Here is a 15,164-nt window from a genome sequence, read left to right as displayed (position 1 = left end):
GATGAATGGGGTGGTTATCCACAGAGGCAGTTATATCCAGTTTTCACGCCCTGTTATCAACTGACCTCATTGGCAGTTATTCACAGGGCTTAATCCACAGAAATTCAACCAGACGGTTTTTTCAGGACGCAGTAAAACGCCACCGAGAGATCGGAGACGAGCATGAAGTCGATAGTGGGATGTGACAGGGCTATTGTGAGAGAACGTAACAGAGGCTAATAATAGCCATTATCATTAACTCGTCAGTTTCTCCCATGTCCCTACCCGCCCATCATGCTGCGATCGAGCAAATCTACGAGCAACACCATTCGTGGCTGTATGGATGGCTCAAGGGCAAACTGCACGACGCCTGCGATGCTGCCGATGTCGCGCATGACACTTTTGTGCGGATCCTCGCGGCACGTAATGCGTCGCAGATTCGCGAACCGCGGGATTATCTGGCGACCATTGCACGCGGCCTCGTCATTGATCGCTATCGAAGACAGGCCATCGAAGTTGCCTACTTGCAGACCTTGGCTGCTCGACCAGAAGCCACCGCCATCAGCGAAGAAGACAAGGCGCTGATCATCGAAACCCTGATCGCTGTGGATAAAGCCTTGGCCGGTCTGGGCGCGCGAACCCAGAAGATCTTCATGCTTTCGCAGATCGACGGTTTGACTTATCAACAGATCGCTGCGCAGTTGCAGGTTTCCCTAACCACAGTAAAGAAGCACATGATCCGCGCCCTGACGGAATGTGCCCTGATCATGGCGCAGCGTTGATGCCCACTGCACCGAACCGCAAGGTTTTCGAAGCGGCTGCCAGTTGGTACGTGCAGTTTCAGGCCGATCCGCCGACCCTCGCCGATCAAAAAGCCTGGCAGCTGTGGATAGATAGCGATCCAGCGCATCTGGCGGCCTGGAACCAGATGGAACAACTGCAGCGTCAGCTCGGCACTTTGCCGCTTGATTTGAAACGTCGCGCACTGAATACCGGCCAACAAAGGCGCCAGATCCTGAAATTATTACTGCTCGCGACAGGGACGGGGATCCTTGGCTGGAACGCCCAACAACATACCTCCCTTGGAAATGCCTGGGCTGATTACAAAACCGGCGTTGGTCAGCGTCGCAACATCTCATTGGCCGATGGCAGCCAGATTCAGATCAATACCGATACGGCCATCGATGTATCTTTCGACGCAACGCAACGGCTGATTCGTTTGCGCTCGGGTGAAATCCTCATTCAGACCGGCAAGCTCGGCGATCAGCGGCCGTTTTTGGTCGAAACCGCGGATGGCCGAATTCAAGCGTTGGGTACCCGTTTTTCTGTGCATAAGTTGTCGGGCTCAACGCGGGTCGGCGTGTTGGAAGATCGGGTCAGCGTGCAACCCGCTGATCGATCAACGAGCGCGATGATCCTGAAAGCAGGCGAAGGTGCGGATTTCGATAGTCGGCATATCGGGGTCCTTTACCCCTTTAAATCCTCGGCAGTGGCCTGGACCAACGGCCAGCTGATTGTGCTCGATGCGCGGCTGGGTGCGGTAATCGAAGAGCTGGGGCGTTATCGCAGCGGTGTTATGCACTGCGATAGTCGTGCCCGGGATCTACGCGTATCCGGCACCTTTCGGCTCGATTCCACCGATGCCGTGCTGGCCAATCTTCAGGCCTCGTTACCGATCAACGTCCGCTACTTCACCCGTTACTGGGTCTCGATCAGCCATAGCGTCTGATTGAAAATCTCCTGGGGAAAAAAATCGAAAGCAGGGTTATCTTTTTTTGTCCTGACCCGGCCCTACAGGTAATCGCGATAAACGCGGCTCTTCGCCACCTTCAGGGCTTATCCACACATGCGTCTTCCCACGTTCCGTCAGCGTTTTTCCCACCACTGCATTGCCTACAGCCTACTGATGACCAGTGCCGCGTCCTGCCTGGCAATGACCAATAACGCCTTCGCGGCAACGGTCGCGCAGCGCTACACCATTGCTGCCGGCCCGCTGGACAATGCTTTGAGCCAATTCGCCTCCACTGCAAACGTGATTCTGTCGTTCTCGCCGCAGCAGACCAACCGTTTACGCAGTACCGGACTGAACGGCAACTTCACCGTCGAACAGGGATTCGCCCAACTGCTGCAAGGCTCAAGTTTGCAAGCCGTACCTCAAGCGCCGGGTAGCTACATTCTGCAGGCGCTGCCCAATGGTGATTTGCTGGAGCTGGCCCCGACCAACATCAACGGGCAATTGGCCAATCCGATGGATCTGGATTACGCCGCCGACGTCGGCTATAGGGCGCAGAACAGCCGGATCGGTACGAAAACCAGCACGCCGTTGTCGGAAACGCCGCGTTCGGTATCGGTGGTGACCGCCCAGCGCATGAAAGATCAGAAATCTCAGACGCTCACCGAGGTACTCGGCTACGTTCCCGGCATCTTCGCCCCACCGTTTGCAGCGGGCGACAGCCTGGCCGGCGATCTGTTTTTCATTCGTGGTTTCAACGCCACCGATTACGGCTACGGCCTGTTGCGCGATGGACTTCGCGTGCAAGGCAACCGTTATGACACCAGCACCGAACCTTACGGTTTGGAGCGCGTGGAAATTTTCCGCGGACCATCGTCCTTGCTCTATGGGGAAAACGCACCGGGCGGCCTGGTGAATGTGGTGAGCAAGCGGCCGACCACAGCTCCACTCGGCGAAGTGCAACTGGGTTATGGCTCGAATAATCGCCGGCAGATTGGCATCGATGTGTCCGGGCCACTCAACGACAGCGGCAATGTGTTGGGACGAGTGGTGATGCTCGGACGCAAGTCAGACACCCAGACCGATCACGTACCGGATGACCGCATTTACATCGCCCCGTCGCTGACCCTGAATTTCGACGACTTCAACACCCTGACCCTGCTGGCCAACTACCAGAAAGATCACACCAATATGGAACTGGGTCTGCCGGCGGCCGGCACATTGCTGAGCAATCCCAACGGCAAGCTATCCAAAGGCACCATGCTTGGCGATCCGGACTGGAACACCTTCGAACGGGAAACCTGGAGCACCGGTTATGAGTTTAGCCATTCCTTCAACGATGACTGGCAGTTCCGCCAGAATTCGCGCTACATGCAGTCGCGAATCACCCGCCACGAGACCTGGCCCGGCAACCTGAACAACGCCGGGTTCGGCACGCGCCTGAACATGACCGCGTACGATCGCTTCAACAAATCCATGGTGTATTCGCTGGATAACCAACTGGAAGGCAAATTCCAGGTCGGCGAGCTGGAAAACACCGTGCTGTTCGGCGCCAGCTACGACCGCACTTCGTTCAATCAGGACTGGAATGCCGGCATCGTCGGGCCAATCGATATCTACGACCCGGTTTACTTGCGCGATCCGACTACACCGATTGCGGTGCAGAACACCTTGCTCGAACAACAGATGAAAGGTGTTTATGCCCAGATCCAGAGCAAATATGACCACTGGTTGTTCTTGCTCGGCGGGCGCCAGGACTGGGTCGACAGTGATTTCCGCGACAAAGTGGCCAAGGGCAGTAACATCAGTTCCGAGGACAAGAAGTTCACCTACCAGGGCGGCGTGATGTACCAGTTTGATAACGGCATGACGCCGTATGTCAGCTATTCCACCTCGTTCGTACCGGTACAGCAGATTTCCAATGCCGGCACACCGCTCGATCCGATCACCAGCAGCCAATACGAAGTGGGCCTCAAGTACGAACCGATCGGCTGGGATACCGCGTTCACCGCGTCGGTGTATGACCTGCGCAAAAAGGACGACACCTACTTCGACTCGACCACATCGACCTATCGCCAGGTCGGCGAAAGCCGTTCCAAAGGCGTGGAGCTGGAACTCAACAGCAATCTGACCCAGAACCTCAATGTGACTGCGGCGTACACCTACACCGACGCGCGGATTACCAAAGACGCGGCGACCTCGTTGGTCAAAGGCCACCAGATGACCGGCGTGCCACGTAATCAAGCGTCGGTCTGGACCAAATACCGTTTCCTCGATGGCGATTTGAAAGGTTTGTACGTGGGTGGCGGCGTGCGTTACTTCGACAGTGCCTTCGCCTACACCTCGCCTTCGCTATACGGCAAGCTGGATGCCGGCGATGTCACATTGGTGGATGCGGCCATCGGTTATCAGATCGACACGCACTGGAGCGTCGACCTGAATGCGAAGAACCTGTTCAACAAGGAATATGTGTCGGGATGCAACGATGCTGGCCGTTGCTACTGGGGCGAAGATCGCACCTTACTCGGTACGGTGTCTTACAACTGGTGAAACGAAAAGAGGCTGTGGATATGTCCACAGCCCATTTGGTCATTTACCGATGCAGAAGCTGGAGAAGATCCGGCCAAGCAGGTCATCGGAGCTGAATGCCCCGGTGATTTCTCCCAGAGAGTGCTGGGCCTGACGTAAATCCTCGGCCAGCAGCTCACCGGCACCGGCCAACGTCAGCTGTGCGCGACCATGTTCCAGCGCTGCACTGGCATGGCGCAGAGCCTCCAGATGACGGCGACGGGCACTGAAGCTGCTTTCCGAGGTTTGCTCATAGCCCATGCAGGCCTTGAGGTGTTCGCGCAGCAATTCCAGCCCTTCGCCAGCGGATTTGGCGCTGAGGCTGATGGTCACGTGGCCATCGTCGCTGACTTCCAGAGCGATCGCTTCACCCGTCAGGTCAGCCTTGTTGCGAATCAAGGTGACTTTCGCCGGATCCGGACGGGTTTCGAGAAATTCCGGCCACAGAGCAAACGGATCTGCAGCTTCCGGTGCGGTGGCATCGACTACCAGCAACACCCGATCCGCTTCAGTGATCGCTTTCAACGCACGCTCGACGCCTATTTTTTCCACCTGATCGTCGGTATCGCGCAGCCCTGCGGTGTCAACCACGTGCAACGGCATGCCGTCGATGTGGATATGTTCGCGCAGGATATCCCGGGTGGTGCCGGCAATTTCGGTCACGATCGCGGCTTCGCGGCCAGCCAGGGCATTCAACAGGCTGGACTTGCCGGCATTTGGACGACCGGCGATCACCACCGTCATGCCATCTCGCAACAAGGCACCCTGCCCGGCTTCACGCAGCACGGTGGATAACTCTTCACGCACCTTGTCGAGCATGCTCAGCACGTGGCCATCGGCGAGGAAGTCGATTTCCTCCTCCGGGAAGTCGATGGCGGCTTCGACGTAGATGCGCAGGCCGATCAGTTGTTCGGTGAGGTTATGCACACGCTGGGAAAACGCCCCTTGCAGTGAGCGCAAGGCATTGCGTGCAGCCTGTGCCGAACTGGCTTCGATCAGGTCGGCGATCGCCTCGGCCTGAGCCAGGTCGAGTTTGTCGTTGAGGAACGCGCGCTCGCTGAATTCACCCGGACGAGCCAGACGGCAACCCAGTTCCAGGCAACGCTTGAGCAGCATATCGAGGACGATCGGGCCACCGTGCCCCTGCAACTCCAGCACATCTTCGCCAGTGAACGAGTTTGGTCCCGGGAAATACAGGGCCAGTCCTTCGTCCAACACCTGCTGATCAGCACTGAAAAACGGACCGTAATGCGCGTAACGCGGTTTTAGTTCACGGCCGCTGATGGCTTTGGCTGCAACGCTGGCCAACGGTCCGGAAATACGGACGATGCCGACACCGCCGCGACCTTGAGCGGTGGCGACAGCAGCGATGGTTTCACGAGGTATGCTCATAAACCGGAATCCAGACAAAAGTGGCAGATAGCAAAACGCCCCACTAGGGGGCGTTTTGAGTGGTGTTATCCACAGAGTAAGTTACGCCTCGGCTTTTTTCGTCGCCGCTTCGATCTTACGCGTGATGTACCACTGTTGGGCAATCGACAGGCAGTTGTTCACAACCCAGTACAGCACCAGACCAGCCGGGAACCACAGGAAGAAGAAGGTGAAGATGATTGGCATCATTTTCATGACCTTCGCCTGCATCGGATCCGGTGGAGTCGGGTTCAGACGCTGCTGAATGAACATGGTCGCACCCATGATGATCGGCAGGATGAAGAACGGATCCTTGATCGACAGGTCGGTGATCCACAGCATGAACGGCGCCTGGCGCATTTCCACGCTTTCCAGCAGAACCCAGTACAGCGAAAGGAAAACCGGCATCTGCACGAGGATCGGCAAGCAACCGCCCAGCGGATTGATCTTCTCTTTCTTGTACAGCTCCATCATGGCTTGCGACATTTTCTGCCGGTCATCGCCATGTTGCTCTTTCAGTGCAGCCAGTTTCGGTGCTACGGCACGCATGCGCGCCATGGATTTGTAGCTGGCAGCCGACAGCGGGAAGAAGATCCCTTTGATCAGCATGGTCAGGAAGATGATCGACCAGCCCCAGTTACCCACGATCGCGTGGATGTGTTGCAGCAACCAGAAGATCGGCTGAGCGATGAACCACAGAATGCCGTAGTCGACTGTCAGTTCCAGACCTGGGGATAACTGTTTCAGTACGGCCTGGCTTTTCGGCCCGGCGTACAGAATGGCGCTGGTTTCAACTTTGGCACCCGGTGCAGCGGTCAGCGAAGGACCGGTGTAACCGATGATGTAGTTGCCTTTGCTGTCCTTACGTGTCTGAACAATGTTGTTTTCGCCCTTCGGCGCAACCCATGCAGTCACGAAGTAGTGTTGCAGCCAGGCTACCCAGCCACCGGTGACGGTTTCCTTGAGCTGACCTTTGTCCATGTCTTTCATGGACACTTTCTTGTACGGCTCGGAACTTGTCCACAGGGCAGCGCCCAGGTAAGTCGCGGTGCCGGTGGCAGTGGTCGACGAAGGGTCGGCACTGGCGTCGCGCTTCAGTTGGGCGAACATCGAACCCGACCAAGGCTGAGCGCTCTGGTTATCCACAAGGTAGGTCACGGTTACGTCATACAGGCCGCGTTTCAGGGTGAAACGCTTGATGTAGTTGACGCCGTCCTTGCTGAACTTCAGGTCGACGACCAATTGGTCCTGACCGTCAGCCAGTTGATAACTTTTCTTCTCCGAGGCGTAAACCGGACGACCGGCCGGGCTTGCGTCCGGACCGTTGGTGCCGATCAGGCCGCTTTGTGCCAGATAAGTACGTTCGCCGCCGTTGTCGAACAGCTGGAACGGTACATCAGGACGATCCTGACGACGTGGATACAGTGGCAAAGTCAGTTGAGCAACGTCACCGCCCTGGGGATCGATCGCCAGATCGAGCACGTCGGTTTTGACCTGGATCAGATCCTTGCTGGCAGCGACCGGGGTTTCCACAGGTGCGCTGGTGTCGCTTGCGGCACGCGGAATATCGTCACTGGCGGAAGCGTTATTGCCAGGAACGGTGTCCGGCAAACCGGATGCAGTCGTACTGGAAGCAACATTCTGAGTCGGCAGGGCAGCCTGGCCATAGTCCTGGTTCCATTTAAGAACCATAACGTAGGACACGATTGCCAGGGCGACGATCAGGATCGTGCGTTTGATATCCATGATTACTCGGCCATCGAAGAAGAACGGGAGGTAGGGATAGGTGGAACCGGGTCATAACCACCGGGATTCCACGGATGACAGCGACCTAAACGACGAAAGGCCAGCCAGCCACCGCGCAGAAGGCCATGATTTTCGATGGCTTCATACGCGTAGCAAGAACAACTGGGGTAGAAACGACAGTGACTGGCCATCAAAGGACTAATGGCGTAGCGATAAAACTGGATCGGAACGAGTGCCAGTTTACGCATCTGGACTGTCTACCCCTACAGTTTCGGTTTTGACTGCTGGAACTGGCTTGTTACGGGCCAGACGCTTCCAGAGTTTGCCGAAATGCTGAATCAATTCGGGGTTTTCTACGTCGCCCAAACCTTTGCGCGCGACGATAACGATATCCCAGCCGACCAGAGAATCCTGGTGCAGACGGAACGATTCGCGCATCAGACGTTTGAGGCGATTGCGCTCAACGGAGAGCTTTACGCTCTTTTTCCCGATAACCAGCCCGAGACGGGGGTGATCAAGATCGTTGTTGCGCGCAAGGAGCAGGAGATTTTTCCCCGGAACCTTGCCGGTAGGGGAGTCAAAGACTGCCTTGAAATGCCGGGGGGTAAGCAGACGCTTTTCCCGACTGAAGTCCTGACTCACCTCCAGTACCGGATTATCAAACTGCCAGACGCGCACGACCTTTGGCGCGACGACGCGACAGGACAGCGCGACCGTTCTTGGTAGCCATGCGAGCACGGAAACCGTGGGTACGAGCGCGTTTGATAGTGCTTGGTTGGAAAGTACGTTTCATGTCGTGTTACCTGGTTCGTCCACAACGGGCCGGAATGGCCCCCGTTTTAAGAGACCGGGGATTCTAGAGAAAGCAAGCCTTCAGGTCAATTTCCAACCAGCGTTTCCTTATAAATAGATCTCTGGAGCTTCCGGAACCGAAAACCTGTTTGCCAGACATAAAAATAAAGAAGGGAATTATTTAAAGCTTTTCTGTAAAGCTTGTAAAAGCTAGGACCGCCCTCTTCTGTGGATAACCATCTTCAGCCCTTTTACAGCATGATGTACAGAGAATGACAACTACAGTGGAAAACCGTGGTCAGCCTGTGCTGCGCTGTCGGATAACCTGTGTGTGGAATGGCCTGTTATCCACAGGCTGGTTATCCACTGAGTTCCACCCCCAGTTGTCCAGTGCCCTCAGAGGCGGTTATCCACAGAGCTTATGCACACACCGTTGGTCGCCTTTTTACCGGTTAACGCATTGATTAATCATGGTCACCACACAACCTGCATGTGGATAAGTGGACGGCTCGCCGCTACAATGGCCGCTTGTTTTTGCCTCACCGGCTTTCAACTTAGGGGATATCCGTGTCAGTGGAACTTTGGCAGCAGTGCGTGGAGCTTTTGCGCGAGGAGCTGCCTGCCCAACAATTCAACACCTGGATCCGTCCACTACAGGTCGAAGCCGAAGGCGACGAGTTGCGCGTCTACGCACCGAACCGTTTTGTGCTGGACTGGGTCAACGAAAAGTACCTCGGTCGCGTCCTTGAACTGCTGGATGAGCACGGCAACGGCATGGCGCCAGCGCTTTCCTTATTAATAGGCAGCAAACGCAGCTCGGCACCGCGTGCCGCGCCGAACGCGCCGTTGGCCGCTGCGCAGGTGTCCCAGGCTCAGGCCAATACCGTGCCGGCCAGTGCGCCAGCACCCGCTCCAAGTGCATCTCCGGCCAAGCGCTCGACGCAGAAAACCGAGGAAGTCAGTGAAGAGCCGTCCCGCGACAGCTTTGACCCGATGGCCGGTGCGGCCTCGCAACAGGCCCCGGTTCGCGCCGAACAGCGCACCGTGCAGGTCGAAGGCGCGCTCAAGCACACCAGTTACCTGAACCGCACCTTCACCTTCGAGAATTTCGTCGAAGGCAAGTCCAACCAGCTTGCTCGCGCGGCGGCCTGGCAGGTGGCGGACAATCCCAAGCACGGCTATAACCCGCTGTTCCTTTATGGCGGCGTCGGCCTGGGTAAAACCCACTTGATGCACGCAGTGGGTAACCATCTATTAAAGAAGAACCCGAATGCCAAGGTCGTGTACCTGCATTCCGAGCGTTTCGTGGCCGACATGGTCAAGGCGCTGCAGCTGAACGCGATCAACGAGTTCAAGCGTTTCTACCGTTCGGTGGACGCTCTGCTGATCGACGATATTCAGTTCTTCGCCCGTAAAGAGCGTTCCCAGGAAGAGTTTTTCCACACCTTCAACGCCCTGCTTGAAGGTGGCCAGCAGGTCATTCTTACCAGTGACCGCTACCCGAAAGAAATCGAAGGCCTTGAAGAGCGCCTCAAATCCCGCTTCGGCTGGGGCCTGACGGTTGCCGTCGAGCCGCCGGAGCTGGAAACCCGCGTGGCGATCTTGATGAAGAAGGCCGACCAGGCCAAAGTCGAGTTGCCTCACGATGCGGCTTTCTTCATCGCCCAACGAATTCGTTCCAACGTCCGTGAGCTGGAAGGGGCGCTGAAACGCGTGATCGCCCACTCGCACTTCATGGGCCGCGACATCACCATCGAGTTGATCCGCGAATCCCTGAAAGACTTGTTGGCACTGCAGGACAAACTGGTCTCTGTGGATAACATTCAGCGCACTGTCGCCGAGTACTACAAGATCAAGATTTCCGACCTGCTGTCCAAGCGCCGTTCGCGCTCGGTGGCACGTCCGCGTCAGGTGGCCATGGCGCTGTCCAAGGAGCTGACCAATCACAGCCTGCCGGAAATCGGCGATGTGTTTGGTGGTCGCGACCACACGACTGTGTTGCACGCCTGCCGCAAGATCAACGAACTTAAGGAATCCGACGCGGACATCCGCGAGGACTACAAGAACCTGCTGCGTACACTGACCACTTGATGAACACCAGCGCAGCTTATTAAGGCAAGGGACTAGACCATGCATTTCACCATTCAACGCGAAGCCCTGTTGAAACCCCTGCAACTGGTCGCAGGCGTCGTCGAGCGCCGACAGACCTTGCCGGTACTGTCCAACGTGCTGTTGGTCGTCGATGGCCAGCAACTGTCGCTGACCGGTACCGATCTGGAAGTCGAGCTGGTCGGTCGCGTGCAACTCGAAGAGCCGGCTGAAACCGGCTCCATCACCGTGCCTGCGCGCAAGCTGATGGACATCTGCAAGAGCCTGCCCAACGACGCGCTGATCGACATCAAGGTCGACGAGCAGAAGCTGGTCGTGAAGGCCGGCCGTAGCCGTTTCACCCTGTCGACCCTGCCCGCCAATGATTTCCCGACGGTTGAAGAAGGCCCGGGTTCGCTGACCTGCAGCCTGGAGCAGAGCAAACTGCGTCGCCTGATCGAACGCACCAGCTTCGCCATGGCCCAGCAGGACGTGCGCTACTACCTCAACGGCATGCTGCTGGAAGTCTCGGCCGGTGTGATCCGCGCCGTGGCAACCGACGGTCACCGTCTGGCCATGTGCTCGATGCAGGCCGATATCGGTCAGCCGGATCGTCACCAGGTGATCGTGCCACGCAAAGGCATTCTGGAACTGGCGCGTCTGCTCACCGAGCCGGATGGCAACGTCAGCATCGTTCTGGGTCAGCACCACATTCGCGCCACCACCGGCGAATTCACCTTCACCTCGAAGCTGGTCGACGGCAAGTTCCCGGACTATGAGCGCGTTCTGCCGAAGGGTGGCGACAAGCTGGTACTGGGCGATCGTCAGGCCCTGCGTGAAGCGTTCAGCCGTACTGCGATTCTGTCTAACGAGAAGTACCGCGGCATCCGTCTGCAACTGGCCAACGGTCAGTTGAAGATCCAGGCCAACAACCCGGAGCAGGAAGAAGCGGAAGAAGAAGTGGGCGTTGAATACAACGGCGGTTCGCTGGAAATCGGCTTCAACGTGAGCTACCTGCTCGACGTGCTGGGCGTGATGACCACCGAACAGGTTCGCCTGATCCTGTCCGACTCCAACAGCAGTGCGCTGGTGCAAGAGTCCGACAATGACGACTCGGCTTATGTTGTCATGCCGATGCGTCTGTAATCAGCTGATCCTGGATGTCCTTAAGTCGTGTTTCGGTCACCGCGGTGCGTAATCTGCACCCGGTGACCTTCTCCCCCTCCCCCCGCATCAACATTCTTTACGGCGCCAACGGCAGCGGCAAAACCAGTGTTCTGGAAGCCATTCATCTGCTGGGGCTTGCCCGTTCGTTTCGTAGCACGCGGCTGTTGCCGGTCATCCAGTACGAGCAACTCGCCTGCACGGTGTTCGGTCAGGTCGAACTGGCCGAGGGTGGCCACAGTGCGTTGGGGATATCTCGCGACCGTCAGGGCGAGTTCCAGATCCGCATCGACGGGCAGAACGCTCGCAGTGCCGCGCAACTGGCCGAGATCCTGCCATTGCAACTGATCAACCCTGACAGCTTCCGCCTGCTCGAAGGTGCGCCGAAGATTCGCCGGCAGTTTCTCGATTGGGGCGTGTTCCACGTCGAACCGCGTTTCATGGCGACCTGGCAGCGTTTGCAGAAGGCCTTGCGCCAGAGAAACTCCTGGCTGCGGCATGGTACACTTGACGCCGTTTCGCAAGCGGTTTGGGACAGGGAGCTGTGCCAGGCCAGCGCTGAAATCGATGAATACCGCCGCGCTTACATCAAAGCCTTGAAACCAGTCTTTGAACAAACCTTGAGCGAACTGGTTGAGCTTGAAGGTTTGACGCTCAGCTATTACCGAGGCTGGGACAAGGACCGGGAATTGAGTGCCGTACTGGCTGGCTCCGTGCAACGGGACCAGCAAATGGGTCATACCCAGGCCGGACCGCAACGCGCTGACTTGCGCCTTAGATTGGGCGCACACAACGCCGCGGACATCTTGTCCCGGGGTCAGCAGAAGCTGGTGGTTTGCGCCTTGCGAATTGCCCAGGGGCATCTGGTGAGCCAGGCCCGACGCGGCCAGTGTATTTATCTGGTGGATGACTTGCCGTCCGAGCTGGACGAGAGCCACCGTCGCGCGCTGTGCCGCTTGCTGGAAGACTTACGCTGCCAGGTTTTCATCACCTGTGTAGATCACGAATTATTGAGGGAAGGCTGGCAGACGGAAACGCCAGTCGCTCTGTTCCACGTGGAACAGGGCCGTATCACCCAGACCCACGACCATCGGGAGTGAAGGCATTGAGCGAAGAAAATACGTACGACTCAACGAGCATTAAAGTGCTGAAAGGCCTGGATGCCGTACGCAAACGTCCCGGTATGTACATTGGTGACACCGACGATGGCAGCGGTCTGCACCACATGGTGTTCGAGGTGGTCGACAACTCGATCGACGAAGCCCTCGCCGGCCACTGCGACGACATCAGCATCATCATCCACCCGGATGAGTCCATCACCGTCAAAGACAACGGCCGTGGCATCCCGGTTGACGTGCACAAAGAGGAAGGCGTTTCCGCCGCCGAGGTCATCATGACCGTCCTTCACGCTGGCGGTAAGTTCGACGATAACTCCTACAAGGTATCCGGCGGTCTGCACGGTGTAGGTGTGTCGGTCGTGAACGCCCTGTCCGAAGAGCTGGTACTGACCGTACGCCGCAGCGGCAAGATCTGGGAACAGACCTACGTCCACGGTGTGCCTCAGGCTCCTATGGCGATCGTTGGCGACAGCGAAACCACCGGTACCCAGATCCACTTCAAGGCTTCCAGCGAAACCTTCAAGAACATTCACTTCAGCTGGGACATCCTGGCCAAGCGCATTCGTGAACTGTCCTTCCTCAACTCCGGTGTCGGCATCGTCCTCAAGGACGAGCGCAGCGGCAAGGAAGAGCTGTTCAAGTACGAAGGCGGCCTGCGTGCGTTCGTTGAATACCTGAACACCAACAAGACTGCGGTCAACCAGGTGTTCCACTTCAACATCCAGCGTGAAGACGGCATCGGCGTGGAAATCGCCCTGCAATGGAACGACAGCTTCAACGAGAACCTGTTGTGCTTCACCAACAACATTCCGCAGCGCGACGGCGGTACTCACCTGGTGGGTTTCCGTTCCGCACTGACGCGTAACCTGAACAACTATATCGAGCAGGAAGGTCTGGCGAAGAAGCACAAAGTCGCGACCACCGGTGACGATGCCCGTGAAGGCCTGACCGCGATCATCTCGGTAAAAGTGCCGGATCCGAAGTTCAGCTCGCAGACCAAAGACAAGCTGGTGTCTTCCGAAGTGAAGACCGCGGTCGAGCAGGAGATGGGCAAGTACTTCTCCGACTTCCTGCTGGAAAACCCGAACGAAGCCAAGCTGGTCGTCGGCAAGATGATCGACGCGGCCCGTGCCCGTGAAGCGGCGCGCAAGGCCCGTGAGATGACCCGCCGCAAAGGCGCGCTGGACATCGCCGGTCTGCCGGGCAAGCTCGCTGATTGCCAGGAAAAAGATCCTGCGCTGTCCGAACTGTACCTCGTGGAAGGTGACTCCGCGGGCGGCTCTGCCAAGCAGGGACGTAACCGCAAGACCCAGGCGATCCTGCCGCTGAAGGGCAAGATCCTCAACGTCGAGAAAGCACGCTTCGACAAGATGATCTCGTCCCAGGAAGTGGGCACGCTGATCACTGCACTCGGCTGCGGTATCGGTCGCGAAGAGTACAACATCGACAAGCTGCGCTATCACAACATCATCATCATGACCGATGCTGACGTCGACGGTTCGCACATCCGTACCCTGCTGCTGACCTTCTTCTTCCGTCAGTTGCCGGAGCTGATCGAGCGCGGCTACATCTACATCGCCCAGCCGCCGCTGTACAAGGTCAAGAAAGGCAAGCAAGAGCAATACATCAAAGACGACGACGCCATGGAAGAGTACATGACGCAGTCGGCTCTGGAAGATGCGAGCCTGCACCTGAACGAAGAGGCTCCGGGCATTTCCGGTGAAGCGCTCGAGCGTCTGGTGAACGACTTCCGCATGGTGATGAAGACCCTCAAGCGTCTGTCGCGCCTGTACCCGCAGGAACTGACCGAACACTTCATCTACCTGCCGGCCGTGAGCCTGGAAATGCTCGGCGACCACGCCAAGATGCAGGACTGGCTGGCTCAGTACGAAGTGCGTCTGCGCACCGTCGAGAAGTCGGGCCTAGTCTACAAGGCCAGCCTGCGTGAAGATCGTGAACGTGGCGTTTGGTTGCCAGAGGTCGAGCTGATCTCCCACGGCCTGTCGAACTACGTGACCTTCAACCGCGACTTCTTCGGCAGCAACGACTACAAGACCGTCGTCACCCTCGGCGCTCAACTGAGCACCCTGCTCGACGAAGGCGCGTACATCCAGCGTGGCGAGCGCAAGAAAGCGGTCACCGAGTTCAAGGAAGCCCTCGACTGGCTTATGGCTGAAAGTACCAAGCGGCACACCATTCAGCGATACAAAGGTCTGGGTGAAATGAACCCGGATCAGCTGTGGGAAACCACCATGGACCCAAGCGTGCGCCGCATGCTGAAAGTCACCATCGAAGACGCCATTGGCGCAGACCAGATCTTCAACACCCTGATGGGTGATGCGGTCGAACCTCGCCGTGACTTCATCGAGAGCAATGCGCTGGCGGTTTCGAACCTGGATTTCTGATCCATCGTCCCATCGCTAACGCACGAATAAAAAAGCCAGCGCTATGCGCTGGCTTTTTTTTGGTTCTTTCTTGTCGGATTAAATCCTGCAAATTTTAAGACTATCCCTTCGTATAGGAGAGACTCTTCCTACATATATCTGGATCGGTTCTATTTATCTTAC

General features: G+C 57.2%; 12 protein-coding genes. 7 read left to right on the top strand and 5 right to left on the bottom strand.

Annotation, left to right across the window (positions count from 1 at the left end; genetic code table 11):
• The first annotated feature begins 254 nt into the window (after positions 1–254).
• The 3 genes from ACM6I7_RS12400 to ACM6I7_RS12390 all read left to right on the top strand — a co-directional run bounded on the left by ACM6I7_RS12400 (position 255) and on the right by ACM6I7_RS12390 (position 4,261).
• Positions 255–761, top strand: coding sequence for a sigma-70 family RNA polymerase sigma factor (locus tag ACM6I7_RS12400; RefSeq protein ID WP_097090232.1), 507 nt, complete (start codon positions 255–257; stop codon positions 759–761).
• The gene (locus ACM6I7_RS12395; protein WP_096795464.1) at positions 761–1,708 is read left to right on the top strand and encodes a FecR domain-containing protein; all 948 of its coding nucleotides are present in this window, start codon (positions 761–763) and stop codon (positions 1,706–1,708) included. The genes ACM6I7_RS12400 and ACM6I7_RS12395 overlap by 1 nt, the downstream gene beginning before the upstream one ends.
• A 117-nt stretch (positions 1,709–1,825) precedes the next feature.
• Entirely contained in the window at positions 1,826–4,261 is a 2,436-nt protein-coding gene (locus ACM6I7_RS12390; RefSeq protein ID WP_414888662.1) for a TonB-dependent siderophore receptor, read from the top strand.
• 39 nt (positions 4,262–4,300) lie between these two features.
• On the opposite strand, the gene mnmE is transcribed toward ACM6I7_RS12390, so the two are convergent.
• The 5 genes from mnmE to rpmH form a co-directional block, all read right to left on the bottom strand.
• The gene (mnmE, locus tag ACM6I7_RS12385; RefSeq protein WP_414888661.1) at positions 4,301–5,671 is read right to left on the bottom strand and encodes a tRNA uridine-5-carboxymethylaminomethyl(34) synthesis GTPase MnmE; all 1,371 of its coding nucleotides are present in this window, start codon (positions 5,669–5,671) and stop codon (positions 4,301–4,303) included.
• Positions 5,672–5,752: 81 nt separating this feature from the next.
• A complete protein-coding gene (gene yidC / locus ACM6I7_RS12380) occupies positions 5,753–7,435 on the bottom strand; it encodes a membrane protein insertase YidC (protein ID WP_027610285.1) in 1,683 nt (560 codons plus the stop codon).
• Positions 7,436–7,437: 2 nt separating this feature from the next.
• Positions 7,438–7,683 carry a membrane protein insertion efficiency factor YidD gene (yidD, locus tag ACM6I7_RS12375; RefSeq protein WP_080761984.1) on the bottom strand — a complete coding sequence of 82 codons (246 nt, stop codon included), beginning with the start codon at positions 7,681–7,683 and terminating at the stop codon, positions 7,438–7,440.
• The gene (rnpA, locus tag ACM6I7_RS12370; protein WP_011336726.1) at positions 7,676–8,077 is read right to left on the bottom strand and encodes a ribonuclease P protein component; all 402 of its coding nucleotides are present in this window, start codon (positions 8,075–8,077) and stop codon (positions 7,676–7,678) included. Before rnpA ends, yidD begins: the two co-directional genes overlap by 8 nt.
• Before the next feature lie 16 nt (positions 8,078–8,093).
• Positions 8,094–8,228 carry a 50S ribosomal protein L34 gene (rpmH, locus tag ACM6I7_RS12365; RefSeq protein ID WP_003213577.1) on the bottom strand — a complete coding sequence of 45 codons (135 nt, stop codon included), beginning with the start codon at positions 8,226–8,228 and terminating at the stop codon, positions 8,094–8,096.
• A gap of 566 nt (positions 8,229–8,794) precedes the next feature.
• Between rpmH and dnaA the strand changes: the two genes are divergently transcribed.
• Genes dnaA through gyrB form a run of 4 tightly spaced genes read left to right on the top strand, consistent with a single transcriptional unit; the run spans position 8,795 to position 15,002 of the window.
• Positions 8,795–10,318 carry a chromosomal replication initiator protein DnaA gene (gene dnaA / locus ACM6I7_RS12360; RefSeq protein WP_414888660.1) on the top strand — a complete coding sequence of 508 codons (1,524 nt, stop codon included), beginning with the start codon at positions 8,795–8,797 and terminating at the stop codon, positions 10,316–10,318.
• Between the two features lie 39 nt (positions 10,319–10,357).
• Complete coding sequence (dnaN, locus tag ACM6I7_RS12355) at positions 10,358–11,461, top strand: DNA polymerase III subunit beta (RefSeq protein WP_003220202.1); 1,104 nt, start codon at positions 10,358–10,360, stop codon at positions 11,459–11,461.
• A 14-nt stretch (positions 11,462–11,475) separates the two neighbouring features.
• On the top strand, positions 11,476–12,579 hold the full coding sequence (gene recF / locus ACM6I7_RS12350; protein ID WP_003220208.1) for a DNA replication/repair protein RecF: 1,104 nt from the start codon (positions 11,476–11,478) through the stop codon (positions 12,577–12,579).
• 5 nt (positions 12,580–12,584) lie between these two features.
• The gene (gyrB, locus tag ACM6I7_RS12345) at positions 12,585–15,002 is read left to right on the top strand and encodes a DNA topoisomerase (ATP-hydrolyzing) subunit B (RefSeq protein ID WP_007960764.1); all 2,418 of its coding nucleotides are present in this window, start codon (positions 12,585–12,587) and stop codon (positions 15,000–15,002) included.
• Positions 15,003–15,164 lie beyond the last annotated feature (162 nt).

The sequence above is a fragment of the Pseudomonas sp. IT-93MI4 genome, from assembly GCF_949767635.1.
Taxonomy (GTDB): Bacteria; Pseudomonadota; Gammaproteobacteria; order Pseudomonadales; family Pseudomonadaceae; genus Aquipseudomonas; species Aquipseudomonas putida_A.
The sequence above is the reverse complement of the archived record's forward strand: the minus strand, read 5'-3'. Positions and strand labels throughout refer to the sequence as shown.